Source organism: Achromobacter sp. DMS1, assembly GCF_001270295.1.
The window spans coordinates 44738-67502 of sequence record NZ_LHSJ01000001.1; the positions used below are offsets into that span (position 1 = coordinate 44738).

At 63.9% G+C, this 22765-nt stretch carries 20 protein-coding genes and 1 pseudogene; 12 read left to right on the plus strand and 9 right to left on the minus strand.

Going from position 1 to position 22765, the window contains the following annotated elements:
- Window positions 1–196: 196 nt before the first annotated feature.
- The 7 genes from AD428_RS00250 to AD428_RS00280 form a co-directional block, all read right to left on the minus strand.
- Complete coding sequence (locus tag AD428_RS00250) at window positions 197–2248, minus strand: ParB/RepB/Spo0J family partition protein (RefSeq protein ID WP_053243687.1); 2052 nt, start codon at window positions 2246–2248, stop codon at window positions 197–199.
- 78 nt (window positions 2249–2326) lie between these two features.
- A complete protein-coding gene (locus tag AD428_RS00255) occupies window positions 2327–3151 on the minus strand; it encodes a DUF932 domain-containing protein (protein ID WP_023125153.1) in 825 nt (274 codons plus the stop codon).
- A 711-nt stretch (window positions 3152–3862) separates the two neighbouring features.
- Entirely contained in the window at window positions 3863–4141 is a 279-nt protein-coding gene (locus tag AD428_RS00260; protein WP_023114169.1) for a hypothetical protein, read from the minus strand.
- Window positions 4142–4206: 65 nt separating this feature from the next.
- Window positions 4207–4557, minus strand: a complete 351-nt coding sequence (locus AD428_RS00265) for a DUF2958 domain-containing protein (RefSeq protein ID WP_023114168.1) — start codon at window positions 4555–4557, stop codon at window positions 4207–4209.
- A gap of 268 nt (window positions 4558–4825) precedes the next feature.
- Window positions 4826–6136: an MFS transporter gene (locus tag AD428_RS00270; RefSeq protein ID WP_023103967.1), complete on the minus strand. Its 1311-nt coding sequence runs from the start codon at window positions 6134–6136 to the stop codon at window positions 4826–4828.
- A gap of 9 nt (window positions 6137–6145) precedes the next feature.
- Window positions 6146–6403 carry a metal-sensing transcriptional repressor gene (locus AD428_RS00275; RefSeq protein WP_003111693.1) on the minus strand — a complete coding sequence of 86 codons (258 nt, stop codon included), beginning with the start codon at window positions 6401–6403 and terminating at the stop codon, window positions 6146–6148.
- Window positions 6404–6486: 83 nt separating this feature from the next.
- Window positions 6487–6879 (minus strand): hypothetical protein, encoded by a 393-nt coding sequence (locus AD428_RS00280; protein ID WP_023114166.1) that lies wholly within the window; start codon window positions 6877–6879, stop codon window positions 6487–6489.
- Window positions 6880–7328: 449 nt separating this feature from the next.
- On the opposite strand from AD428_RS00280, the gene AD428_RS00285 reads away from it, so the two are divergent.
- The 10 genes from AD428_RS00285 to AD428_RS00330 all read left to right on the plus strand — a co-directional run bounded on the left by AD428_RS00285 (window position 7329) and on the right by AD428_RS00330 (window position 19467).
- Entirely contained in the window at window positions 7329–8420 is a 1092-nt protein-coding gene (locus AD428_RS00285) for a hypothetical protein (RefSeq protein WP_053243688.1), read from the plus strand.
- The gene (locus AD428_RS00290) at window positions 8420–9331 is read left to right on the plus strand and encodes a hypothetical protein (protein ID WP_053243689.1); all 912 of its coding nucleotides are present in this window, start codon (window positions 8420–8422) and stop codon (window positions 9329–9331) included. Before AD428_RS00285 ends, AD428_RS00290 begins: the two co-directional genes overlap by 1 nt.
- Window positions 9328–10245, plus strand: a complete 918-nt coding sequence (locus AD428_RS00295) for a restriction endonuclease (RefSeq protein WP_053243690.1) — start codon at window positions 9328–9330, stop codon at window positions 10243–10245. The genes AD428_RS00290 and AD428_RS00295 overlap by 4 nt, the downstream gene beginning before the upstream one ends.
- 57 nt (window positions 10246–10302) lie before the next feature.
- The gene (locus AD428_RS24105) at window positions 10303–10911 is read left to right on the plus strand and encodes a poly-gamma-glutamate hydrolase family protein (RefSeq protein WP_082308184.1); all 609 of its coding nucleotides are present in this window, start codon (window positions 10303–10305) and stop codon (window positions 10909–10911) included.
- The gene (gene qatA, locus AD428_RS00305; RefSeq protein ID WP_033880214.1) at window positions 10908–12842 is read left to right on the plus strand and encodes a Qat anti-phage system ATPase QatA; all 1935 of its coding nucleotides are present in this window, start codon (window positions 10908–10910) and stop codon (window positions 12840–12842) included. The genes AD428_RS24105 and qatA overlap by 4 nt, the downstream gene beginning before the upstream one ends.
- Window positions 12842–13726 carry a Qat anti-phage system associated protein QatB gene (gene qatB, locus AD428_RS29055; RefSeq protein ID WP_033880213.1) on the plus strand — a complete coding sequence of 295 codons (885 nt, stop codon included), beginning with the start codon at window positions 12842–12844 and terminating at the stop codon, window positions 13724–13726. The genes qatA and qatB overlap by 1 nt, the downstream gene beginning before the upstream one ends.
- Complete coding sequence (gene qatC / locus AD428_RS00315; protein ID WP_033880212.1) at window positions 13723–15090, plus strand: Qat anti-phage system QueC-like protein QatC; 1368 nt, start codon at window positions 13723–13725, stop codon at window positions 15088–15090. Before qatB ends, qatC begins: the two co-directional genes overlap by 4 nt.
- Window positions 15091–15103: 13 nt before the next feature.
- On the plus strand, window positions 15104–15853 hold the full coding sequence (gene qatD, locus AD428_RS00320) for a Qat anti-phage system TatD family nuclease QatD (protein ID WP_053243691.1): 750 nt from the start codon (window positions 15104–15106) through the stop codon (window positions 15851–15853).
- Between the two features lie 129 nt (window positions 15854–15982).
- On the plus strand, window positions 15983–17728 hold the full coding sequence (locus AD428_RS00325) for an ATP-dependent nuclease (protein ID WP_053243692.1): 1746 nt from the start codon (window positions 15983–15985) through the stop codon (window positions 17726–17728).
- The gene (locus AD428_RS00330; RefSeq protein ID WP_033879763.1) at window positions 17728–19467 is read left to right on the plus strand and encodes a UvrD-helicase domain-containing protein; all 1740 of its coding nucleotides are present in this window, start codon (window positions 17728–17730) and stop codon (window positions 19465–19467) included. The genes AD428_RS00325 and AD428_RS00330 overlap by 1 nt, the downstream gene beginning before the upstream one ends.
- Window positions 19468–19609: 142 nt before the next feature.
- On the opposite strand, the gene AD428_RS00335 is transcribed toward AD428_RS00330, so the two are convergent.
- Window positions 19610–20812, minus strand: a complete 1203-nt coding sequence (locus AD428_RS00335; protein ID WP_053243693.1) for a tyrosine-type recombinase/integrase — start codon at window positions 20810–20812, stop codon at window positions 19610–19612.
- 474 nt (window positions 20813–21286) lie between these two features.
- On the opposite strand from AD428_RS00335, the gene AD428_RS00340 reads away from it, so the two are divergent.
- On the plus strand, window positions 21287–21793 hold the full coding sequence (locus AD428_RS00340) for a GNAT family N-acetyltransferase (protein WP_053243694.1): 507 nt from the start codon (window positions 21287–21289) through the stop codon (window positions 21791–21793).
- Between the two features lie 82 nt (window positions 21794–21875).
- Here the strand turns inward: AD428_RS00340 and AD428_RS00345 are convergent.
- Window positions 21876–22132 (minus strand): annotated as a pseudogene (locus AD428_RS00345) (MarR family transcriptional regulator); the annotation flags it as partial.
- Window positions 22133–22288: 156 nt separating this feature from the next.
- On the opposite strand from AD428_RS00345, the gene AD428_RS00350 reads away from it, so the two are divergent.
- The gene (locus tag AD428_RS00350; protein ID WP_053243695.1) at window positions 22289–22636 is read left to right on the plus strand and encodes a GFA family protein; all 348 of its coding nucleotides are present in this window, start codon (window positions 22289–22291) and stop codon (window positions 22634–22636) included.
- Window positions 22637–22765 lie beyond the last annotated feature (129 nt).

The window sequence follows — 22765 nt, forward strand, 5'->3', positions numbered from 1 at the left end:
GGCGGCGGCGTTTTAATTCGGCTATTGGCCTTGAACACCGGGCGCGGCCACTGTCGCACCCGGATTTCGCGTCCACCGCGCCCAGGGCGGAACGGCCTGGGCGCGGTGCTGATCGCGGTTATTCCTTCGTCTCGATGCGCCACCACACAAAGCGAAGCGCCCCGGTCGAGGCCGGGGCGCTTGCCTTCGGCGCGGGTCAAGCGGCCAGTGCCTCGGCGGGTTCATCCGCCATTGCCTCGGTATCCTCCGGGGCGTCCTGCTCCGGGCCTTCTTCCTGCGCGGCCTCCTGCGGGCCTTCGGCCTTGAAGATGGCGGGCATCCAGCCGGTGCCATCGGCCAGCCGCTCGGCCTCGCTGGCAATGTCGGCCTTCTTGAGCTTCGCCAGCCGGGTGACGAATTCCGGTGCAAACGCGCCCACGGCATCCAGAATCACGGCCTTGGAAACGTGCTTGAAGTAGCCTTCTGCGGTCGGCTGCCACCATGCGGCCATGTCGAGGCCCACGGCCTGCGCCAGTTCCTTGCCGGGCTGGTGCGGCGTGGCACGGGGCGTCACCACGTCCACCGTGGAAGCCACGCACACGGCCAGCAGCCGCACCAGTTCGTCTTGCGACTTCGCCAGCAGCGCGGCGAACAGTTCGGCGCTGTCCTCCGGCAAGGCTTCACCGGCTACCTGTTGCAGTTCGCGCAGCGCCACGGCGGCAGGCGATTCCGGCCAGTCCGGGGCCATGCCTTCCAGCCGGTCTTGCGCCGTGAGGCGCACGCCGAGTGGCAGTCCATCGCCGTAGGCGTCGGGCTGCAAGACCTTCTGCACCATGCCATGCACCAGCGCGGCCAGCGCGACGTGCGGATGCCGTGCGACTTCGATTTGCAGCGCCGCCGTGCGATGGGCGCTCAACCACTGCGCCAGCCGGTCGGACAGGCTCGCGGCCTTGGGCGCGTCGTCGGCGTCCTCGTGCTCGTCGTTGGCGGCTTCGCCTTCGGTGCTGCCGAAACCGCGCCGCAGCTTTTCCAGCGTGCGCAGCGCCTTCGCCTCGGCTTCGCGCAGCAGGCCGCGATGAATGACGGCCTCGCCGTTGCGGTCGATGGTGACGATGGCACCGGCCACCTCGCGCACCTCGGGGGCATAGCCGTGCAAGGCGTCCTCCGCGTCTTGCAGTTCGCCGACCACCTGATCGCGACGCTGTTCCAGCTTCTCGGCCTTGGCCTCGTCCTCGGCGTCGCAAGCTTCTTCCAGTTCGGCGTCGATCTTTTCGAGGCGGGTTTCCAGCGAGGCGATGCGGCGGGCCTCGCGGGTGGTCGGCTCGCGGCGGTGGCGCGGGGCGTTCTGGAACGCCTGCCGTTCCTCGTAGGCCAGATGCGGTACGGCCTCCACCCATGCCCAGCCCTCGGCGCGCACGTCCTCGGCCAGCGTTGCCAGCTTGTCGCGCACCAGCGTTTCCAGCACTCCGGCGTCGGTGAGGTAGGTTCCGGCATCGCCTTCCGCGAACAGGTCGCGGCGGATGCCGCCGCCTGCCTGCTGGTAGGCGTCCAGCCCGACGAAGCGCACCAGTGCGTGCGTGGCGTCGATTTCGCGCTCGGTCAGGCGCTCGCGCAGCTTGGACGGGCTGCGCTGCCATTCCGGCGCACCATAGAACGCGGCTTCCTGCGCGGCGTGGTCGTCGGTGATGGTCAGGGCCATCAACTGTTCCAGCGTCACGCCACTGGCGCGATAGTCGGCCATGAGGCGCGGCGAGACATTCGCCAGCTTCAAGCGGCGCTGCACCACCAGCGGGGACACGCCGAAGTCGGCAGCAATGTCCTCGATGGGGCGTCCTTCCTTGACCAGCGCGGCGAAGGCCGCGAACTGGTCGGCGGGGTGCATGTTCTCGCGCTGCACGTTCTCCGCAAGGCTGACGGTGCGGGCGGAAGCGTCGGCCACCAGCAGGCACGGCACTTCGTAGTCGGCGGGAATGCGCTTCTTCTTCGCCAGCAGCTTCAAGGCGGTCAGGCGGCGATCGCCGGCCACCACCTCGTAAGTCTCGCCATCGGCGGAAAGGATGACGATGAGGTTTTGCAGCAAGCCGATGCGGGCAATGCTCGCGGCCAGTTCGGGGATGGACAGGCGCGGCATCTTGCGGGCGTTGCGCTTGGAGCGGCGCGGCAGCAACTGCGAGAGCGGAACCAGAATCAGGTTCTTGGACGGGTCGGCCATTTCCAGCGGGGCGGCGGCTTCGATGGCGACGGCTTCGGTTTTGAGTACGGCGTTCATGGTGATGACTCCTTGCGGTTGGGATGCAGCAGCGAGAGAAGCGGCAAGGGCTGCTGCCTGCCCCTGCCGCGTGGGGATTCAGGCTTTCAACTGGCGCAGGCCATCGGCCAGCAGCCACAGGGCGCGATTGAGGCGCACGCTTTGGTCGATGCCCTGCACGGGCCGGGTGGTCTGGCGGCGGCCATTCGCGGCGCGGGCGGACAGGCCGCCTTTGGTCAAGTTCTCCTGCGTGCGGTTGAACACGCTCCACAGGTCGCGGCGGTCGTCGTCGTGGCGGCGCGGCATCAGGATTTGCGATTCCGTGATGGGCGCGGGCTTGTCCTCGTCGTACTTCAATGCCAGCGCAGCGCGGGCGAACACTTCCGATTCCCCGGCGTCGAGCGTGATGGCGCGCATGGCATCGCGGGATTCCTGCGCCCGGTCGAAGCCGTGCAGGACTTCGTAAGCGCCTTCGATGACGTGCCCCGCTACGTCGCCCTTGTGGGGAACGCGCACGTTGGCCACGGTGTCGCCGCAGACAAGGCCATTGCTGCAAACGAAGCGGAACATCCCGGCCAGCATCTGATAGCTGCTAGTGCCGTCATGGGAGTTCAGCAGGATGATTTCGTTGGCCTCGCGGCCGTTGATCTGGCTGGCGTGGCGCAGCCGGATCATGTGCTTCGTGTAGTCGCGGCGGTCGTCGTGGCGCACGCGGGTTTGCGTCACCATGAAAGGCTCGAAGCCTTCCCCGCGCAGTTCTTGCAGCACGGTCGCGGTGGGGATGTAGCTGTACCGCTGCGAGCGGCTTTCGTGCGGGGCGTCCGCGAAGATGGACGGGGCCACGGCCCGGATTTGGTCATCGGACAAGGGACGTTCCGAACGCAGCACCGGGGAACGGGAAGCGAAGCGGGATGCGAGTTGCATGGCATTTCTCCTGACAAAGAAAAAAGGGTTTGCTGTTCACCGCACACCGGATTCCTAGATTCGGAAGCCCAGCCTTTCGGCTGTTCGGTGCGGTCGGCACGAGGAACCCGGTTGGCCCTGTTGCCACCGTCTTTCCTGAGTTCATCGCCCGCGACGGTCAGGAGCGCGCGAACGGGTGCCGTCAAGGAGGCAAGCGCAGGGTTGGTGCGGCCCGCAGGCGCAGCCGAGGACACGGCCCTGCGCGCCTTGACGGCACACGGGCGCGGGCTACAGTCGCGGTGAAGGTGATGAAGTCAGGGGAGACGGCTGGACATGGCAACGGCCCCTCAACACGCCGACCGCACGGCAAGCGAAGCGCGCAGGCCCGGATCTAGGAATCCGGGCCGGAGGCGTCAGCCGAGCGGAGCGAGGGAACGATGGAAGCCCATCAGGGGCGAGACGCCGCAGGCGGCTCGATGCGCAACGCGCACGACAGCGCGACCGGCCACGTTTCTTGGCCGGGGACGCACAGCCTTCAAGGCTCGATGCACAAGCTCATGCGCCAGTCATCGGGAAACAGGTTCGACAGCGACTGCCGTGGTCTGGCCGATCCGGCGCAGCCGGTTCGGCGGTCTTTGAGGGGCGCCAAGCATCGCGCGGCGGGGATAGCCCGCAGGGCTTTCCCCTGGAGGCAAGCGCAGCGCGCAACGCCCCGTCAGGGGCACTTAGGCATCACGCCGAGTCGTCAGGACGCAGGCTGGATTCCGCAACCGGCATCCAAGGCGAAGTCGAGTTCAGGTAGTAGCGCCTGCCACGCGCATACAGCCCCGAAGGCTCGGTAGGCTGGTAGAACCCGGTGACGCGGCGCCGGAACTGCGCGCCAAACTCGTTGGTGTAGATCACCGCGTCGCCGATCTTGAAGCGCAAGGGCTGACCGTTCTCCGGCGCGAACGGCTTGAGCGCATCGTGTTGCGCCGTGATTTCGATGATGTAGTCGTGATGGCTGCTCATGGCATTGATCTCCTGCGAAGGTTGGGAAAGCGCAAGGAGCGCCTTGCGGCGCTCCAAGGGCTGGTTCAGACGACGACACGCCCGACCAACCGGGCATCGCGCGCGTAGGCGCTCAACCGCTTCTCGGCGCGGAAAGACAGGTCGCGCTCGATCGGCAGGCCCAGCCTGCCGCGCACGGTCGCCAGCTCGCCCAGGCTGACCCAGCCGATTTCCGGCATCCCCAGGCCCAGGTCGCAAAGACCAAAGGCGTGGTCGTGGTCATCGGGATCAATCTCGGTCAGCAGCCAGGTCGCGCCGGCATCCGGCGTGAACAGCTTGACGACGGGTGCCGGATCGAAGTCCGGGTTCTCCAAGGATTCGCGGCCGTTGGCCAGCAGCACGATGCGCTGCTCGTCAGTGATGAGTGCGTTGTTCATGGTGAACTCCTGAAAGGTTGCCGGGCGGAATTGCCCGACCCTTCCGGGGCACGGCGCAGCGCAAGCAGTCAGGGGTCAACGACGGCCGCCAGAACGCAAGCGCCATCGGCGCGCAGCCCTTGACGGCGAGAACGCCGTGGCACGATGAAGGGGACAGCAAGACCGCCTCCCTCGCACCTCCACGCACGCGGTTTTTGGCAAGCGAAGCGCGCAGGCCCGAATAGCAATCCGGGCCGGAGGCATCAGCGATGTGAAAGGCGGGCAGTTCTTAAATGCGCGCCCAGTCCCGGTGCAGATCGTCAACGATCATGGGATGACGGTGCCCGCCTCGGTCTGCATGTTCGCGCAAGTGAGGATGATCTGGCGGTAGATCAGGGTGATCGTGGGCGATGTCGGAAGAATCACTAGCGGGCCAGAGCCACAGCGCCAGTCCCACTCCGACAAGACCAATCAGCGACATGATGATGAAGGTCGATTGCAGCCCAAAGGCAGCGCCGAAGCGACCGGCCAAGGGATAGCAAATGAGCCAACACGCATGGGAGAGGGCGAATTGCGCGGCAAAGACCGCGGGGCGATCCTCGGGGTGAGCGGAGCGGCGCAACAGCCGGCCGGAAGGTGTTTGCGCCACGCTGTAGCCGAAGCCGACCACCAACCAGATCACCACCAGAACGGCATATGTCGGAATCATTGCCCCGGCTGCCGTTCCCACAACCAGCATCGTCGCTCCCGCAATCATGACAGGCCGATCAGCAATCTTGTCGAGCAGGCGAGGCAGCGCGAAGGCCGCAACCATCGACCCGCCTCCGAAGGCCGCCAGCGCCCACGCTACCTCGGATTCGCCCAGGCCGAAGCGTGCCTTCACGATGACCACCGTGTTCACGATCACCATTGACCCCGCTGCTGCCACCGCGAGGCTGATCGCCAGCAGACCCCGAAGGCGCGGCGTGGCGAGGTAAATGCGCGTGCCCCGCGTAGTGCGATCCCATATGCCACGACGCGGGCCGGGAACGGTTGTGGGAAGCCTCACGCTGACCACAAGCGCGGCTGACACGAGGAAGCCGAGAACCGTTCCGGCAAACAGGTTGTGGAAGCTGATGACCGTCAGTAGCGCGGCGGCCAGCATCGGGGAAATCAGGCTTTCCAAATCGTAGGCCAGCCGGGAAAGCGACAGTGCTTTCGTGTACTCGTCTTCGTCGGGAAGGATGTCCGGGATAGTGGCTTGAAAGGTCGGCGTGAAGCCTGCGGACGCCGCCTGCAAGACGAAGATCAGCAGATAGATTTGCCAGATTTCGCTGACAAAGGGCAGGCAGAGCGCAACGGATGCTCGTACTAGGTCAAGGGCAACGAGCAACGACCGTCGCGGCAGCCGGTCGGCGAACGCCTGCGCGACCGGGGCGACTCCGACATAGGCCAGCATCTTGATTGCGAGTGCCGTCCCGAGTACCGCGCCGGCATTCGCCCCGGCCAGATCGTAGGCAAGCAGGCCAAGGGCCACCGTCATCAGGCCGGTGCCGACAAGCGCAATCACCTGAGCGGCGAACAGGTGACGATAGGTACGGTTCTTCAGGACGGAGAGCATCGGCGGGCCTCAGAGCAGTTTGGTCAGTGCCTTCATTTCGGTCAAAACGGAGTCTTCGTCATGGGCCAGGCAATGGTCGATGTGGTCGTGGATCAGGACGCGCTTTGCGGCCGTCACCGCGCTTTCCACCGCCGCGAGCTGGCGGGCGATGTCGAGACAGGATTCGCCACTTTCGATCATCCCTATGACGTGCCGAAGATGACCATCGGCGCGTTTCAGCCGCTTCACGAGATCGGGATGGGTTGAGTGCTTGTGTGTCGCGTTCATGTGGCAATTGTATCCCCCCTGGGGGGATATGAAAATGTGCGCCGCCCGCGAAGGAGCGACGCACCGAAGGCCGCACGACGCAATCAGCCCGCCGCCGGCGCTGTCATCGACTGCAACTGCTCGATCACGCCAGGCTCAACGAACACGCAAGCCTGCTCGTCCGCGATCGGCACGTTGAACACCTGCGCGAACACCGTGCGCCGCAGATGGGCCAGCCGGCCGGTCCGGTATGCCTGCTCGGGCTTCATGCGCCCGCCAGCCTGCGACCCGCTGCGCTGCGGATCGCATTCGACCAGCGCGACAAAGCCATCGTCGGCCAGCTTCTGATGCTCGGGGCACAGGCCCCAGCCGGTCGCCGTGTGGCGCTCCATGCTCGCGCGCAGGCGCTTGTCCAGCAGGATCGCGCCGGTGTCGAACGCCGTGCCGCAGACCAGGCAAACGTGCTGTTCGAGGGAAACGTGTGATTTGTCGTTCATGACGGTTCTCCGGTTGCAAGGGCGGAATTGCCCGGAACCGTCGCCCTCACGGCGCAGCGCAGCAGTCAGGGGTCGCAGACGGCCGCCAGGACGCAAGCGCGCAAGGCGCGCGCAGCCCTTGCACGGCGAGAACGCCGTGATACGGTGAAGAGACATAGCAAGATCGCCCCCTCACACCACCCCACGCATGCGGGGTTTCCGGTAAGCGGAGCGCGCAGGCCCGGGAGGGCCGGAGGCGTCAGGGGTCAAAGCCGAATGGCCGCGATTCGGCACGGAGCGCGGGGCGCAGCCCGCGAGCCCGCCGGCGGAACGCCGTGACGCCCGACAGGGGGCTCGGCATGGGCTGTAGGCTGCCGTCGCTCTTTCACTGCACAGTAAAAATTGACATTCGGCTGAATTTTCGGTAGAGTTCGCATATTTACTGAACAGTGAACAAGGCTCCGCGCTGCATGTTTGAGTCCACCCTGCCTGAACGAGAGTTGATCGCGCGCTTGGTTGACGCCCTGCGGGAGCTACCCGAGGTAGAGGCCGACCTCGCCCAGGAGCCAGCCGCCCAGCACAGCGATCGCGGGTACGACGCCCAGGTCGATTTGCGCGTTGCTGGGAAGCCCTTCGTCCTGTTGCTTGAAGCCAAGAAGGTCGTCTTTCCGCGAGATGCCCGCCAAGTAATCTGGCAACTCCGGGCGGCGAGCCACGGGAGGCCCACCGGGCAGCGGGAGAACCCCTTGCCACTCCTCGTCGCCGAGTCCATCTCTCCCGGCGCGAAGGAACTGCTCAGAAGCGAGCGCGTCGGCTACTACGACAGCGGCGGCAGCCTGTACCTACCCGCCCCCGGTGCGTACCTCTATATCGACAAGCCGCCCCCCAAAGCCCTGGCGAAATCGGTGCGGACGCTGTTCACCGGGCGACGTGCCCAGGTGCTTCACGCCCTGCTGGTACGGCATCAGAAGTGGTTCGGCGTCACCGAGTTGGCGCAGCAGGCGACGGTGTCGCCCGCCACCGCCTCCCAAGTGCTGACCGAACTGGAGCGCTTCGACTGGCTGGTGGTGCGTGGGCAAGGCCCGGGCAAGGAGCGCCACCTTCGCGAGCCGGCGGCCTTGCTGGACGCATGGGCCAAGCAGCTCGTCACCATCCGTCCGTCACCTGTGCGGCGGTACTACGTGCCGGGCACGAAGGCAGACACGCTGGCGACGCGAATCGGCCAGGTTTTCGACGCGCACGAGGTCCAGTACGCGATCAGCCACGAAGCCGCCGCGCAGCGCTATGCGCCGTTCATTTCTCATGTCTCCCAAGTGCGGGTGCGCGTGCTGATCGGCGGGAACGCCGATGCGGCGATCGGTGACCTGGACGCACGTGTCGTCAATGAGGGCGCCAATTTGGGGGTCATCGAAGCCAAGTCGTCAGGCGAACTGCTGTTCCGCGAGCAGATCGACGGCCTATGGCTGGCCAGCCCAATCCAGATCTATCTCGACCTGCTGCGTGGCGAAGGCCGCTCCAAGGAAATGGCCGAGCACTTCCGCAAAGAAAGGATCGGCTTCTGATGGCCAAGCCCGCAACGCTCGACGGCTACAGCGACCAGTACACCGTGGACTGCGAACGTGTCCTCGTGACGCTGCTGCGCGGTCTCGGACCGTGGAAGGATTCGGTCTACCTGGTCGGCGGGCTCACGCCGCGGTATCTCGTCGCCGCACGGCCGCCCGCGGTGCCGGCGCACGCCGGCACGCTGGATGTGGACATCGTGATCGACCTGCAAATCCTGGCCGACACCGAGGCCTATCACACGCTGGAGGATAACCTCAAGAAGATGGGCTTCGAGCGTGCCGAGAACGAAGCCGGGAAGAAGCTCTCGTGGCGTTGGCAGACGCGCACCGAGCATGGTGCGCTGATGGTGCTGGAACTGCTGGCGGATGCGCCGGACCTCGTTGGCGGCAAGGTACAACCGCTGCCGACCGAAGGGACGATCTCGGCCCTGAACATCCCGCACTCGTCCATCGTCTTCGACCTGTACCAAGTCACCGAGATCCAGGCCGAACTGCTGGGCGGCAACGGCATCGCCACCGAGAAGATCAAGCACGCCAATCTCGTCAGCTTCACCTGCTTGAAGTCCTTCGCGTTCGATCAGCGCTTCGAGCGCAAGGATGCGCATGATCTGATCTACTGTATCGAGCACGCGCCCGAGGGCATGGCCGCCGTGGCCGAAGCCTTCCGCAACGAGCGGCGCGGCAAGCACGGTGCCGTCATCGAGGCCTCGCTGGTGATCCTGCGCAGCCGTTTCACGGGCGACGAGAAAACCGAGGGCTATCGCAAGGATGGCCCCGTATCGGTCGCCAGGTTCGAGCTCGGTGAAAGCGACGAGCCAGATCTGCGCGAAGCACAGGCACTGCGGCAGCGGCAGGCCAGTGACGTGATAGAGCAACTGCTGGCCAGGATCGATCAAGGGTCAGCGACATGAGCTTTCCCGCTGACATCAAAGGCTGTATGAAGGACTGCATCCTGTCCCTGTTCTGGCCACGCAAGGATATCGTGGGCTTCTTCGAGAAGCACGGATGCACGAAGGCGGAGATCGCGCCTTTGCAGCTCGAGGGCGAGCATGCGCTCAAGCGGCATGAAGTGGTCGATGCCCTGTTCTCCGCACTCGCAGCACGTTCTGAAAACGGCCTTGGCCCGTTCCGGGCGATGCTGCAATCGCTACTAAGCTGGTCGCATTTCGACCCGTACTACTTCGACAAGCTACGCAAGCTGGACCGCAGCACAGCCAACAAGAATCTGGAGCATCTCCGCCAACTGCAGGAAATTCGAGACGCCAAGATCAAGGCCGATCGCGAGCGCAGAGCTGCACAGGATGCAGCTCGCCAGCAACCCACGGCGTCGCTCGATCAACTACGCGCCGAATACCTCGATCTCCTCGCCGACAAGACCTCACGGCAGCAGCGCGGGTACGCGCTGGAACGGATCTTGGCCGAGTTGTCACGCCTCTCTCATCTGGAAACCACCGAGGCTTTCCGCGTAAACGGAGAGCAGGTCGATGGCGCAGTGAAGTTCGACGGGGAACACTATCTGATTGAAGCGAAGTGGCAGGAACGGTCTGCAAGCAACGAGCCCGTCTACCAGTTTGCCGGCAAAGTGGCGGGCAAACTATACGGACGCGGCCTGTTCATTTCAGTGAATGGCTTTAGTTCAGAGGTTATTCGTAGCCTCGTAATGGGCAAGGAACTTCAAACGCTATTCATCGACGGCGAGGATCTGATCTTGGTACTGGAAGGGCACCTGAGTTTGCGGGAGATGATCGATCACAAAGTCAAGGCGGCACAAACCAAAGGGCTCATCTACGTCCATCCCATATCCGGTGCCGAGAAGAAGCTCTGAGATGCAGGCGATCGCTATGTCACCCAAGAACCTGTCAAAGATCCACTGGAATCAAGAATGAGCAGCCTCGCCTCCAGCTATAGGGGCTATGCCGATCTAGCCAAAGCCCAAGCCGAAGGTGAGGACTACAGAGTGCTTGTGCGTCCGGTCGCTGCGTCGTCAATCGCTGTCATTGCGCCACATGGAGGAAGGATTGAGCAGTACACGTCGGACATCGCCTGCGGCGTTGCTGGAGGAGACTTCAATCTCTACTCCTTTGAAGGAATTAGGCAGTCCGGCAACTATTCAACGTTGCACCTGACAAGCCATCGGTTCGACGAACCGCGTTGTTTGGAACTCCTGTCCAAGTGCGATTACGTCGTTGCGATTCACGGATGCGGCGGCGATGATCAACGAGTTCTCCTCGGCGGGCTTGATGGACCTTTGAAGCTGGCGATCAGAGAAGCGATGCATGGGATCGGAGTCGATGCCCAAAGCGAGGATCACCCGTTTCCCGCCACAGACCCGAAGAACATTTGCAATCGGGGACGACGCGGCATCGGTGTGCAGCTCGAACTGACAATAGGACTCAGGCTGCACGGACCACGCGACGTGATATGCAAGGCGATCCGCTCGTTGCTGATGGCGTTGCCGAACGCGGACCGAGGAAGAGGACAAGGGAAATGATCCTGACCGACAACGAAACCAAAGTCGACCTGCTGAACAACGAGGCCATCGCTGCCACGATCGTCGGGCTGCTTCGTGCCAAGCCCGATCATCCGGTGACGATCGGCGTGCACGGCGACTGGGGGGCGGGCAAGTCCAGCGTGCTCGAAATGATCGAGGCGGGCTTTGCAGACAAGAACGATGTCCTGTGCCTCAAATTCAATGGGTGGCGTTTTCAAGGCTTTGAGGACGCGAAGATAGCCCTGATCGAAGGGATCGTCACGGGCCTGGTCGAGAAACGACCAGCGTTGAACAAGGCGGCTGTGGCCGTCAAGGATGTCTTCCGCCGCATCGACTGGCTGAAGGTCGCCAAGAGAGCCGGTGGTTTGGCCTTGACCGCCTTCACGGGTATCCCGACGCCCGAGCAAATCGGAGCCGTCGTCGGCTCGCTCGAAGCGCTGGTGGCAGACCCCGCCAAGCTCGTGACAAAAGAGAACATCTCGACGGCCATCGATGAGGCCAAGGCCCTGCTGAAGCCGGACGAGTCCAAGAATGTGCCGGAGGAAGTGGAGGCGTTCCGCAAGGCGTTCGACCAGCTCTTGAAAGACGCAGGCATCAACCAGCTCGTTGTCCTGATCGATGACCTCGACCGTTGCCTGCCCGACACCGCCATTGAAACGCTCGAAGCCATCCGGCTGTTCGTGTTCACTGCGCGGACGGCGTTCGTCGTCGCGGCCGACGAGGCGATGATCGAGTACGCGGTGCGCAAACACTTCCCCGATCTGCCAGACAGCACCGGCCCGCGCGACTACGCCCGCAACTATCTCGAAAAGCTCATCCAGGTTCCGTTCCGTATCCCGGCCTTGGGAGAGGCCGAGACGCGGATCTACGTCACGCTGTTGCTAACCGGCGCCGAGATCGGCGAGAACGACGCAGACTATGGGAAGCTGATCGCCGTCGCTAGGGAAAAGCTGAAGCGGCCTTGGACCAGCGGCGGTCTGGACGTAGCGACTGTCAAGGCGACACTCGGTAAGCAGGCCGAGAAGGCGAACAATGCGCTTGCGCTCAGCGACCAGATCGGTCCCATCCTGGCTAGCGGTACGAAGGGCAACCCGAGACAGATCAAGCGCTTTCTCAACACGCTTTTGTTGCGCGAGCGCACCGCGATCGCACGCGGTTTCGGCGACGACATCAAGCTCCCCGTGCTTGCGAAGCTCATGCTCGCGGAACGCTTCATCCCGAGGTTGTTCGAGCAGATCGCGTTCGTTGCGGCGGTCCATCCGCAAGGGCTGTGCGAAGACCTGGAAGCGCTGGAAACGGGTTTGGCGACGGCTGGTGACAAAGAGAGTGAGCCCAAGGGGCATAAGACCAGCGAGCCCCCGCCCGCACCCGACAGCGCCGTGTTGACCGAGTGGAAGTCGCTGGAGACGGTGCGCGACTGGGCGCACCTTTCGCCGAAGCTGTCGGGGCTCGATCTGCGCCCCTACCTGTTCGTGACAAAGGACAAGAAGGACTACTTCGGCCCGGTGTCTGTGTTGGGTCACTTGGCTGGCGTGGTGGAGAAGCTGTTCGGGGGCAAGATGACCGTCCAAGGCTACGACGCCGAGTTGAAGCAGCTCGTGCAGCCCGAAGCCGAGAAGGTGTTTGAGGCCGTGCGCAGCAAGATCATGAGCACGGGAGCCTTCGACACCAGGCCGGCGGGTGTCGAAGGCCTTGTTGTCCTCGTGAAGGCCCAGCCCGGCCTTCAGACCCACTTGATGGATTTCCTGGAGGCACTGCCAAGCGGCAAGTGCGGGCCTTGGGCGGTCAGCGGCTGGCAGGGTGTCATCAAAGACACCGAATGCGCCACGCGCCTGACGAAGCTGCTGGGAGACTGGGGCAAGGTCACCAACAACCCCGGCCTCAAGGCAAGCGCCGAAGCAGTGCTCAGGGATCTGAAGGGAGGCCGTTGATGGGAACCTCGACAGCTTACGGCGGCCCTGGCGGCGGAACACCGCTTGTTCCTTCATGGCTGGGCGACGCCGGTGGCGGTGACGCTCCTACTGCCCCTCCGGGCAATGGGGCAGGTCCAGACGGCCAGGCGCCCGCGGATGGTACTGCGCCACCGGTGCCGCCGAACCGCCCGCCCATTCCCCGGACTGCGGACCCGCAACGCTTCGCCGGTGCTCGCTCTAACCTCACACGATTCGCGGGCTCCGGCGGTAGCGACCGGGCCAGCCTGGGCCGCGCCGTCTCAAAGTACGTCTCGACGTCCGCCGGGGGCGCGCGCCAAGCTGCCCAACGCATGGGCGCCTCTCGGGGTTCCGGCGCGCGGCTCCTCGGCTTCCTGACCGATGCGCAAACGCGGGGTGTGCGCGAGGCGTTGCGAGCGCTGGACCTGGAATCGTTAGCGGGTCGCCCGATCACCGAAATTTTCGTGGGCCTGGCCGACTACATTTGTCCGGGCGCGGGAACGGTCGATGAAGGCATCGCCCGCGAGGCCTACATCGAAACCATCGTTGAACTGGCGAGCGAAGGTCTCACCGACCTTGCCACGTTCACCCCGGATCAGATGCAGACGGTTTTCGAGCTGTATGCCACCCATGCGATCGAGGCGCGCATCTGCAACGACATTGGCACCAAGGCCGTGACCATGCCAGCGGACGCGCAGGCTGCACACCGCGTCGAACAGCAGTTGCGCGACTTCATCCGAGGCGGGGTAAGCGACGCGGTCACTCGTGCCAGGACAGAGACACCCAATCTCACGCCCGAACGAATTCAGGGCTTCGTGGACGCCATGTACGAGTCCGCATTCGCGATCTTGCAGACCTTGGGTGATGCGGAGGCCAATCAATGAAGCGGCAACTCCTGGCTGGCCGTTTCGGCCCTGACGACCACGTTGATGTAACGGTAGGCGCCGATGAGCAGCGAACCTACCTGCAATTGGTCATCGGCGAAAAGTCCTTGGACCACGGTCTCGGTGGCGCGCTCACCAGCCTGAAGAAGATCGGCGTATTCCCCTCGGAGATCGGCATTGACCTGCTGGTGCTGGCAGCTCATGTCCATGCGGCCGACACACGCATCTCTCGTGCCGATCAGTCACAGGATTCGTGGACGCGCGAAATACGGCTGGTTGTTCCAGTCAGCGATCCAGCTCGCTGGAGCGCAGCAGCACCGACGCTGAAGAGGTCGCTTGACTTCTTGACAGGCGATCGCTGGACGATTGGCTTCAGAGCACGTCCGGCTCGCTTCGCGACGATCGCCCAGGCAGTTCCTCCGAGCCTGATCGCTCTCCCCTTTGATTCCGTCAGCCTGTTTTCCGGAGGACTGGACAGCCTGATTGGCGCCATCGACCTGTTGGAGGATGGTGCCACGCCGTTACTGATCAGTCACTTTGGCGAAGGTTCAATCAGCGACGCGCAAGGCAAATTGTTCACGGGTTTGAGAAAGCAGTATGCCAAGTCGTCTTTCGAGCGGCTGCGTGTCGGCATGACCTTCAAGAAAGGCTTGGTGGCCGACGTTGGCTCGGAAGACAGCACGCGCGGCAGGTCGTTCCTGTTCTTCGCACTCGGCGTGTTCGCGGGCACTGGGCTGGGGCACCGCTTTGTACTGCGCGTACCCGAGAATGGTCTGATCGCTCTGAACGTGCCATTGGACCCTTTGCGGCTGGGCTCGAACAGCACTCGAACTACGCATCCTTACTACATGGCAAGGTGGAACGACCTACTCGGCGAACTCGGCATCAACGGAGAAGTTCAGAATCCGTACTGGGACAAGACGAAGGGCGAGATGGCCGCAGCCTGCCGCAACCCAGCCCTCTTGAAGAAGCTGGCGCCAGATTCGTTGTCGTGCTCGTCCCCCGCCAAAGCCCGATGGCTAGGGCATGGCATCGAGCACTGCGGCTACTGTCTGCCATGTCTGATCCGCCGCGCAGCGTTGGAGGCAGCATGGGGTACGGGAAGCGATCCGACGACGTACACCGTATCCGACCTTCACGCCCAGCCGTTGAATACGCGCCAAGCGACCGGAGTACAGGTCAGGTCGTTTCAGTACGCGATCGAGCGCTTAAGGGAGAAACCGCAGCTCGCAAACCTCTTGATTCACAAACCGGGCTCGCTTGCTGACGAAGCCGAGCATCTGGATGAGCTTGCCGATGTCTATCGGCGCGGCCTTGGCGAAGTTGCGCGGCTCATTGATGGCACCGAGGCGAAACCGAGTTGACGAGGATGCGTGCATGATCTCTTCAACCGGCCTCGTGGACTTCCACTGCCACCTCGATCTCTACCCGGACCATGCCGTGGCAGTTCGGGACGCGGAGGCGGCCGGCGTGTTCACGCTGGCGGTGACGACAACACCGCTCGCCTGGCCTCGCAATCACGAACTCGCGCAGCGAACGAAGCATGTTCGAGCGGCACTGGGGCTGCATCCGCAGTTGGTCGCGGAGCGTGAAAACGAAATCGAATTGTGGGATCGATACCTTGCGGAGACGCGCTACATCGGTGAGGTCGGATTGGACGCTGGCCCCCGGTTCTTCAAGTCACTCGATGCGCAGAAGCGCGTATTCCAGCATGTGTTGCAGCGCTGCGCTCAGGCCCGTGGGAAAGTGATCACCGTCCACAGCATCAGGTCAGCCAAGGCGGTACTTGATCTTGTCGAGACGCATCTGCCACCCGAGCGCGGCAAGATCGTTCTTCATTGGTTCACCGGGACAAAGAGCGAGGCGAAGCGTGCGCTGGAGTTGGGCTGCTACTTCTCGATCAACGCAGGAATGCTTGGCAATGAGAAACACGCGCCAATGATGCAGACCATCCCGCTGGATCGGATGCTGACGGAAACCGACGGTCCCTTCACTCGCGCCGGCGACAGACCCTCGCAGCCGGCCGATGTAGCGGGCGTAGTGGAGTCGCTGGGCCGTTTGCATGGGCTGCCTGCGACCAATGTGGCCAACCTCGTTCGCGACAACCTACGCGCTTTGCTCGGGTAGTTGGAGATCAATGGAGTAGTGGTGGCCGGCCGAACCACGTGTGCTCTCGGAAGCCAATTGTCGTGACACCGACACGACAATCTTGGCTGCCGACCGACTCACGAAACAGGCCGCAGGAGGACATCATCGGTGTATCTGGCACAACTGAGAATATCCAACTTCAGGAAACTACAGAAAGTTGATCTGAGCTTCCAGCCTGGACTGAACGTTCTGGTCGGCTCTAACAACGTCGGCAAGACCGCTGTCGTCGATGCACTGCGTGCGCTGCTTGCGGGGCATGATGAGCCGTACCCGCGCCTCGACAGCGAGGATATGCACCGGCCCAAGGGCAGTGCTCCGGCGGGCGACATCGAGTTCCAGTACGTCTTTCGTGATTTGGACCCGGATGACGAGGCCGACTTCCTGGCAGCGCTGAAGCCCGACGCACTCGGCAAGCTCGAAGCGCATATCACCATCCGCTACTCGGAAGCCGACAAGACGGGAAGGCTGCGTGCCAAGCGCTGGTGTGGCGACCACGAGGACATGGGCTTGACCGCAGACATGATGGAGAACTTGCGCGGTGTCTATCTGCCACCGCTGCGGGACGCTTCGCAAGGACTCAAGCCCAGTCGCACCAGCCAATTGGCCCGGTTGTTTCAGCTCCTGGCTGACGACGCGGGACGTGATGGCATCAACGACGCGCTGAAGAAGCTCGACGAGGAGTTGAAGAAGCACGAGCCTGTCGTCAACACTCACACAGCCATCAAGAACCGGCACGGCACGATGCTTGGGCCGCAGCTTGCCCAAATTCTGGATCTTGGCCTGAGCGGTAGCGACTTTCAGCGGCTGGCGTCGCGCCTGTCGCTGGTGGTGGACACGTTCGAGATTGAGCAGAACGGGCTTGGCTTCAACAACTTGATCTTCATGGCCGTCGTGCTCAGTGAGCTGGCCAAGAACCCGGAAGCAAGCTATCGAGGCCTGATCATCGAGGAGCCGGAGGCGCACCTGCACCCGCAACTTCAGGCGGTACTGCTGGACTATCTGGGGACTATCAAGGCCGTCGAGGGCGAGAAGCCTGTCCAGTTGTTCGTTACAAGCCACTCCCCCAACTTCGCCAGCATCGCCGATCTCGACAGCCTTGCCTGCCTGGTCGATACGGGGAGCTCCGTGGAGACATTCTTTCCGCGTACGATCGCCTTCGGCAAGGGGAAGCGAGAGAAGCTGGAACGTTACCTCGACGTGACCCGTGCCGAGTTGTTCTTTGCCCGCCGTGTGATCTTCGTCGAAGGCGCGGCCGAGTTGATGCTGGTGAGCGTGTTGGCGGAGAAGTGCGGGCATAGGCTGCGCGAACACGGCGTCAGCCTGATCAGCGTCGAAGGATTGAACTTCGACTCGTTCCTGCCGCTGTTCGGCGAAAAGGCACTAAAGATCCCGGTCGCTGTCATAACAGACGCGGACCCGGTCGGCGAACCCGACGGCGACGGAGAACCGCAGGCGGCCTACCCCGCGCCCGGTACTGCTGTGAAGGTGTCGGACAACACCGCCAAGATGAAGGAAGGCGAGGATGCCTTCGTCAAGGTATTCCACGGTCTCAAGACATTCGAATACGACTTGGCCCTGCATGCCGACAACCGTGTCGCGATGCTGGCGGCTCTCAAGGAACTGCACCCGAAGATCGGCGAAACCGTCGCAGTAGCGGTCGAAGCCGCGGAAGGCGATGCGGCCAAGGCGCGCGCCCTTTTCAGCGGCATGTTTGAGCGCCCGCAAAACAACGTGCAGAAAGGCCGCTTCGGCCAGGCACTCGCGCAGGTGATTGCCGATGGCGCCGCGTGCGTAGTGCCGGACTACATCCGCGAGGCAATCACCCACGCCTGCCAAGTCAAGGAGCCCGAGTAGTGGCCCAGCCGTCCGAAGAGCAGTTGCAGGTCATCGGCGCACCAATCGCACCGATGTCCGTAGTTGCCTGCGCTGGCAGCGGCAAAACGTTCACCGCCGTACGCCGGCTGGCGCAGATGCGCCGACAACTCGGTGACAACCGCGGTCGCGTCGCTCTCCTGTCATTTTCCAATGTCGCCGTGGATACCTTTCGGCGCGAATACCAGAATCTGGTCCAGAAGGTGCCCTCCAGCGTCGCCCACGGCCGCGTCGAGATCGACACGCTAGACACCTTCATCACCGGCAACGTGCTGCGCCCACACGCGTATCGCACGATGAGTGCGCAGCAGGCCGCATTCCTTGTGATGGGCGGGGAAGCATTCCTGGGCGGCTTCAGGTTCCAGACGAACACGTATCCTCGCGAGATCACGCAGATGCAAGTTGGCATCGACAACAACGGTGTCCATTTCTGCTACGCGGACAACGACCGGACGCTTAGGCTGGATACCGCGCAAGCGACGCGCCTAGTGCATCGTCTTGGACAGGTAGGTGCCTATACACACAACCTCGGGCGCTACTGGTGCTACCGCACCCTGGCAGAACAGCCCGGCATCCTGCGCGCCCTTGTCCGCCGCTATCCGCATATTCTGATCGACGAAGCGCAGGACATCGGTACGGCTCATCAGGCCATCATTGAGCAGCTTGTCGGTGCGGGCTGCCAGGTCTCGTTGATCGGTGATCCAAACCAAGGCATCTACGAGTTCGCCGGTGCCAATGGGGCATTCCTGACACGGTACGGTCAGCGGGAAGGTGTCAACAGTCTCCACCTGACCAGGAACTTCCGGTCTGTGCCAGCGATTTTGGATTTGGCCAATCGGCTGTCAACGCGAGCAGACACCGCGGACAGGTTAGTGCCCGATACGACGCATGGCGCTTTCTTCGTGTCCTACCGGAACGCCGAACGCGAGAACCTCATCGCCGCTTTCCAGGCGGCGGTGCTGGCGGCCGACCTGAAGCTGGAACGCTCAGCCGTGCTGTGCCGCGCCCGGGACATGGCCAACAAGCTCGGCGGCAACGAAGGGGCGCCAGGCCAGGGAACCGTCAAGGCTCTTGCACAGGCCGCCATCCTGCGCGACCGGCACCAGGACTATCTCGGCGCGTTCAAGCTGGTGGCTTCCGGCATCGTCGGTCTACTTGCCAACCCGCCGCAAGGACTGGTGGCAAGGATCACGCAGCCTGCGCGCTATCCGGGTGATCGAATGCTGCGACGGCTCGTTTGGGCATTCACGCGCAATCCGGATTCGGGGCTACCGGCCGCGACATTGACCGGGGACACGCAGTGGCATCCGCTGCTGTTGGAACGGACGAGGACATTGCTGGCACAAATCGCACAAGACCACGGCTTGGCGAGCACCAGCAACCTGGGCAACAAGCTCGCAAAAAGGGGGTTGTCCAATGCCCCGCTGATCACCGCCGCTGACTTGGCAGCGAACGACGACGCACCGCGCATCCGAGTGGACACAGTCCATCAGGCGAAGGGCGAAAGCCTTGATGCTGTGCTGTACTTGGCGAACCGGGAACACGCCAATGCGCTGCTGGCCGGCGTAGACACCGAAGTCGGGCGCATCGGCTATGTTGCCGTGACTCGCGCCCGCAATCTGCTGTGGCTCGGTGTACCGGCCAATGCGCTGGAGGAATTGAGACCCGTCTTGCTTGAACGGGGGTTTCAGGAAGCCGGCGCAGCGATAGCCCCAGCGTAGCAGCCGTCAGGCCGCTCGCAAGTCGCTCGAACTCCGAGACAGCGTCTCGGAAATCCTGATGCCTATGGTAAGGCAGGGATTGAAGCCGGATCGCCCAGCAGCGCCGACGGCGCTGCGGACGACGCAAATCCCTGGTGCCTGGTCATGCCGTCGCTTCGGCAGGCTCCTGCTTGGCGCCGGTGATTGCCTTGCGCCGACTCGCCACCAGTTCGGCGGCCTCCCGGACCGGCTTGTCCTCGGTGTGGACATAGCGCATGAACATCACCACGGTCTTGTGCGCCGTAAGTGCCATGCCGACCTTGACCGGAATGCCCGAGTTCGCAATGTCGGTCGCCGAGCGGTGTCGAATGCCGTGCGTCCCCACGTGCGTTGCCCCCGCAGCTTTGAGCGCACGGCTCCAGCCGCCGTAATACTCGCCTGTGGTCAGGTGTTGTCCCGGATGGCGCGGCGACGGTAGCACATAGCGAGCGCCTTCTTCGTGCGGCGCTGTCGAAAGCAGCCGGTAGGCTTCCTCGCTCATGGGCTTGGACATGCCGCCGGTCTTGCTATCAGGCCAGACGACCCGCCGGTTCTCCAGATCGACCCATTCCCATTCGAGCGAGACGATTTCGCCACGGCGGCCAGCGAACTCGAACTGCAGGCGGATCGCCAACGGGACCACGTAGTTCTCCAGCCCTTCGGCCTCGATCTTGTCGAGCTGTCGGAACAGCTTGCCCATGTCCTCGTCGCTGATGAGATGGGTGGACTTGCCAGCCGGAAACAACTGGATATGCCGGCAGGGGTTGCTGCCATCAGGCCGGTAGCCCCACACCTCGGCCAGATTGAACATCTTGCGCAAGATGCTGAACGCCTTGTTCGCCTCGGTGGGCTTGTACGAAAACTTTTCCATCAGCCCGGCAATGTCGGGGCGCTTCACGTCCTGGACCTTCTTGCGGCCCAGCAGCGGGATGATGCAGCGGTCGATGACACGTTGATAGCCGACCTGGGTGCTGGGCTTGTTGCGCTTCTTGGAGTGATCCTCCATGAACTTCTTGCACAGCTCCTCGACGGTAGGTGCTTTGCGCGCTTCGGCCTTGGCTGCGCCGGGATCACCGCCCCGACGTACCTGAGCCAGCCACTCCTGTGCCAAGGATCGGGCCTGTTCGACGGTCAGCTCTCCGTACTGACCGAGCGCGGGCTTGCGGCGCTCGCCGGCGTTCGTCCGGTACTGGAGCATGAACACCTTGCGACCCGATGGGGTAATCTTGCACAAGAAGCCGGGCACCAACGTGTCCCGGAGTTCGACGGCCTGCGCCTGGGGTTGTGCCGCATCGACAGCGGACTTGGTGAGCTTGATCTTTGCCATGATGACTCCTCGGAGAGACCCGGTTCCCAGGAGCCTTCTAGGGGCCAACAGAAGGGAAGTCGGGTCAAGTTTCGGAAAGCACCGGCATATGTTGAATTCGCCTAAGTCCTTGATAAACCTGCTGTATCTGGCTGTGGCGTAGTCCAGCGAAGTCCGGTGCTGGAGTCATCCTGAAATGAAAAACCCGCCACGTCGGCGGGTCGGTGTGCAAGATGTTCCGGTTGCGCGCTAACCCACCCTGTCCGTAATGGTGGGAATAATCTCGATGGAAATAATGGCGCGCGCGGAAATCATGCGGCGCAAGCAGGCTCCCGCCGCCCGCCGCCATCAAGGGCCGGCTCCCGCAAGCAAGCGCCGAAGGAACCGGCCGCGATCCGCTACCATGGCGGGCCGGCTCCCGCGCGGGCCTCGCCCACATCCGGCAACCGCGCCCGAGCCGCCTCCCCGGAACCGTCCCAGGAGCCGACCCGCCCCATGCCCTCTTCGCCGATCGTCCTGCGCCTGGCCGGCAGCCAGGACGCCGAACTCATCGCCCGCATGCACGCCGACAGCTGGGCCGCGACTTACCGCGGCCTGCTGCCCGACGGATTCCTGGACACCGGGCTGGCCGACGAACGCCGGGTGCACTGGCAGAGCCGGATGCGCGAAGCCGTGCCGCAAGCGGTGTACATCGCCGAGCGGGGCGGCGAACCCATCGGCTTCGCGTGCGTGCGCGACGAAGGCGATCCGCGCGGCGTGCTGCTCGACAATCTGCACGTCCTCGGCCCGTTCCAGGGCGCCGGCGCGGGCAGGATGCTGGTGGAACAGGCCGCCCGGTGGGCCCGGGCGCGCGGCGCAAAACAGCTCTACCTGTACGCCATCGAAGGCAACCGGCGCGCCATCGGCTTCTACGAACGGCAGGGCTGGCGCCTCGCCGCCACCGAGGAAGACGAACTGGGCGGCCTGCGCGTGCAGGCGCGCCGCTATGTACGGCCGGTCTGACGCGGCGCGCCGCGTGCCTAGCGCCGGGGTTCGCCGGCGGGCGTTTCGGGCGCCAGCAGCAGCGTCGATCAGTGCGCGTCCAGGCCGCCGGCAGCGGGGCCGGCAACACGCGCTCGTTATCCAGGAGCGCCTCCACCGCACGGTCGATCAGCGTCAGCCCCCGGGCGTCAGCTGCACCAGCATGCTGCGCGCGTCCCGCTGGTTCGGCACGCGCCCGACCAGGTCCGCGCTTTCCAGCCGCTTGAGCCGGTGTGTCATGGTGCCGGACGTCACCATCAGCGCCGAGAACAGCGCCGTGGGACTCAACCTGCACGGCGCGCCCGAGCGCCGCAGCGTGGCCGCAGAAACCCCGCCGCCCATTGGCCGACGTGCTGCGCATCGCCTGAAGCGCACGCCGCGGCGCGCATGCCCGATTCCGCCGTCGGTGATAAATTTGCCGATGTCAGGGCCTGCGGCGCCGACCGGCGGGGCCCTCGCCACCCGGAGAGAGACACCATGCGCTACCAGGGAAGCTGCCACTGCGGACGGATCGCCTTCGAAGTCGAAGGCGAACTGGCCCAGGTCATGGACTGCAACTGTTCCATCTGCACGCGGATGGGCTCGCTGCATTGGTTCGTGCCGCGCGACCGGCTGCGCCTGTCCACCCCCGAAGACCAGCTGGCTACCTATGCCTTTGGCAAGCAGCGCATCCAGCACCGCTTCTGCCCCGTCTGCGGCATCCATCCCTACGGCGAGGGCGTCGATCCCGCCGGCAACCGCATGGCGGCCGTCAACGCGCGCTGCCTCGAAGGCGTGGACCTGCAGTCGCTTGACGTCCGGCCTGTCGACGGCCGGTCCTTCTAGCGTCGACGCCTAGCGCGGGCCGGCGGGCGGCGCSCTGGCGTTCTGGTCGGCCAAGGCGATTCGCGAGCAGTACCTGAAGAACCCCGGTCCGCTGGTCAGGGCTTGAGGAGGACGCGTCATGATGAAGCC

What these genes read in the sequence shown, in the direction of transcription:
- AD428_RS00250 (WP_053243687.1), bottom strand. Translation starts at nt 2,248, where the DNA reads ATGAACGCCGTACTCAAAACCGAAGCCGTCGCCATCGAAGCCGCCGCC.
- AD428_RS00255 (WP_023125153.1), bottom strand. Translation starts at nt 3,151, where the DNA reads ATGCAACTCGCATCCCGCTTCGCTTCCCGTTCCCCGGTGCTGCGTTCG.
- AD428_RS00260 (WP_023114169.1), bottom strand. Translation starts at nt 4,141, where the DNA reads ATGAGCAGCCATCACGACTACATCATCGAAATCACGGCGCAACACGAT.
- AD428_RS00265 (WP_023114168.1), bottom strand. Translation starts at nt 4,557, where the DNA reads ATGAACAACGCACTCATCACTGACGAGCAGCGCATCGTGCTGCTGGCC.
- AD428_RS00270 (WP_023103967.1), bottom strand. Translation starts at nt 6,136, where the DNA reads ATGCTCTCCGTCCTGAAGAACCGTACCTATCGTCACCTGTTCGCCGCT.
- AD428_RS00275 (WP_003111693.1), bottom strand. Translation starts at nt 6,403, where the DNA reads ATGAACGCGACACACAAGCACTCAACCCATCCCGATCTCGTGAAGCGG.
- AD428_RS00280 (WP_023114166.1), bottom strand. Translation starts at nt 6,879, where the DNA reads ATGAACGACAAATCACACGTTTCCCTCGAACAGCACGTTTGCCTGGTC.
- AD428_RS00285 (WP_053243688.1), top strand. Translation starts at nt 7,329, where the DNA reads ATGTTTGAGTCCACCCTGCCTGAACGAGAGTTGATCGCGCGCTTGGTT.
- AD428_RS00290 (WP_053243689.1), top strand. Translation starts at nt 8,420, where the DNA reads ATGGCCAAGCCCGCAACGCTCGACGGCTACAGCGACCAGTACACCGTG.
- AD428_RS00295 (WP_053243690.1), top strand. Translation starts at nt 9,328, where the DNA reads ATGAGCTTTCCCGCTGACATCAAAGGCTGTATGAAGGACTGCATCCTG.
- AD428_RS24105 (WP_082308184.1), top strand. Translation starts at nt 10,303, where the DNA reads ATGAGCAGCCTCGCCTCCAGCTATAGGGGCTATGCCGATCTAGCCAAA.
- qatA (WP_033880214.1), top strand. Translation starts at nt 10,908, where the DNA reads ATGATCCTGACCGACAACGAAACCAAAGTCGACCTGCTGAACAACGAG.
- qatB (WP_033880213.1), top strand. Translation starts at nt 12,842, where the DNA reads ATGGGAACCTCGACAGCTTACGGCGGCCCTGGCGGCGGAACACCGCTT.
- qatC (WP_033880212.1), top strand. Translation starts at nt 13,723, where the DNA reads ATGAAGCGGCAACTCCTGGCTGGCCGTTTCGGCCCTGACGACCACGTT.
- qatD (WP_053243691.1), top strand. Translation starts at nt 15,104, where the DNA reads ATGATCTCTTCAACCGGCCTCGTGGACTTCCACTGCCACCTCGATCTC.
- AD428_RS00335 (WP_053243693.1), bottom strand. Translation starts at nt 20,812, where the DNA reads ATGGCAAAGATCAAGCTCACCAAGTCCGCTGTCGATGCGGCACAACCC.
- AD428_RS00340 (WP_053243694.1), top strand. Translation starts at nt 21,287, where the DNA reads ATGCCCTCTTCGCCGATCGTCCTGCGCCTGGCCGGCAGCCAGGACGCC.
- AD428_RS00350 (WP_053243695.1), top strand. Translation starts at nt 22,289, where the DNA reads ATGCGCTACCAGGGAAGCTGCCACTGCGGACGGATCGCCTTCGAAGTC.